The organism is Chryseobacterium sp. VD8 (assembly GCF_037149975.1).
GTDB lineage: Bacteria > Bacteroidota > Bacteroidia > Flavobacteriales > Weeksellaceae > Chryseobacterium > Chryseobacterium indicum.
On the sequence record NZ_JBBCQL010000423.1, the window covers coordinates 1 to 1,298 of the forward strand.

Here is a 1,298-nt window from a genome sequence, read left to right on the forward strand (position 1 = left end):
GTTTTTGAAGCTTACTTTTTTGCGAAGTACATTTTCATGCAGCCGAAAAGTGTAATGATCTGATTGTTCCATTGTGTTTAATTTTTTAGTTTTTGACTGCTGAGCCTGGCTGAAGGAAATTCCTAAAGCGAATAAGGTCATGATAAATATTTTGACTCTATTTTTCATTATAAACGGTTTCATATGGTGAGTCTGATTCAAATTTTACGAGTACATTGTCTGAGCCTAAAGTATCCGCCAAATCATCTGCATGATCTACATTTCCAATTTTGGTATAAGCGTAAGAAGTGGAGAACGTTTTATAAAACAATACGACAACATTGTTTCCATAAAGCATGAGATCTCCATTCTGAATCTTACCTGGACTGTATGCTTTAACAGGCAAAGATTCAGGCAATTCCGCATACTTTTCATTGCTGTTAAGCTCCTTCATATCAAGCGTGAGAGGCAATAATTCCTTAAAGGCTTTAGCAGTGGCGTTATCCTGTAGATTAACCTTAAATACTTTACTGTTTATTGTGATCTTAAGATTCATTTTTTCCGTATTTTATTTTTGATCTTTGTGCCTATCCTCATTTTAAATGAATGGTTTGCCTGCAGAAATGTTAAGAACAAAAAACTCGTTTTAGTAAAAATAGAAAGTCAGCAATACTACTGGCTTTCTATTATTTAAGGTTTAAAACGACTGTTCTGTTTCTGTATAGATCACTTCCTGAAATTGGGGAAACATCGGAAAAGACTCCATAACTTTTTTAGCTTCTTCTGCATTTACATTTGCTAAAACCAATACGGCTCCCATATGATCATCCTTTATAAACAGATGTTTTAATGTTCCCTGTTCTACCAATTCTGTAGCTCTTGCCATTTCTTTAGGCATTAATTCGTCCAGATTTGGGATTTTAGCTAAATCGTTAATTACGTTGGCGATTACTGTTTTCATTTTTTTACTATTTTAAATTGTTATCAACTGTTTTAATACTGCAAATGTAGACAGGGTACCTGTTTCTTACCCTTAATCTATCTTAAGAAAAACGTTTATATTTTTACAGGGTAAGCAAAAAGCTACACCATAGATTCTTCCCAGGAACCTTTGGTATCCACACCTGCATTTCGGGCAAGTGTTTCAATAGTATTCATTTCATCCTGAGAAAGCTCTATAGCAGATGCTTTCAGCATCTCCTCTACCTGAGCAGCTTTTGTCACACCAATAATGGGCAACGTTTTTTTTGCGATCGCCCACGCGACAGCAATTTGTGCAACTGAAGCATTTTTACGCTCTCCAATAATGCGCATTGCAT

The 1,298-nt window shown here is 35.3% G+C and carries 3 protein-coding genes; all 3 read right to left on the reverse strand.

Features of this window, described 5'->3' with window-relative positions:
- Positions 1 to 157 precede the first annotated feature (157 nt).
- The gene (locus tag WFK35_RS22790; protein ID WP_336734925.1) at positions 158 to 535 is read right to left on the reverse strand and encodes a cyclophilin-like fold protein; all 378 of its coding nucleotides are present in this window, start codon (positions 533 to 535) and stop codon (positions 158 to 160) included.
- A gap of 141 nt (positions 536 to 676) precedes the next feature.
- Positions 677 to 940, reverse strand: coding sequence for a muconolactone Delta-isomerase family protein (locus tag WFK35_RS22795; protein WP_235131655.1), 264 nt, complete (start codon positions 938 to 940; stop codon positions 677 to 679).
- 122 nt (positions 941 to 1,062) lie between these two features.
- Positions 1,063 to 1,298: aldo/keto reductase (locus WFK35_RS22800; protein ID WP_336734927.1), on the reverse strand; the 236-nt coding region annotated here is incomplete at its 5' end.

Bases quoted from the DNA above. Each gene is read 5' to 3' on its own strand.
- WFK35_RS22790 (WP_336734925.1), bottom strand. From the start codon at position 535: ATGAATCTTAAGATCACAATAAACAGTAAAGTATTTAAGGTTAATCTA.
- WFK35_RS22795 (WP_235131655.1), bottom strand. From the start codon at position 940: ATGAAAACAGTAATCGCCAACGTAATTAACGATTTAGCTAAAATCCCA.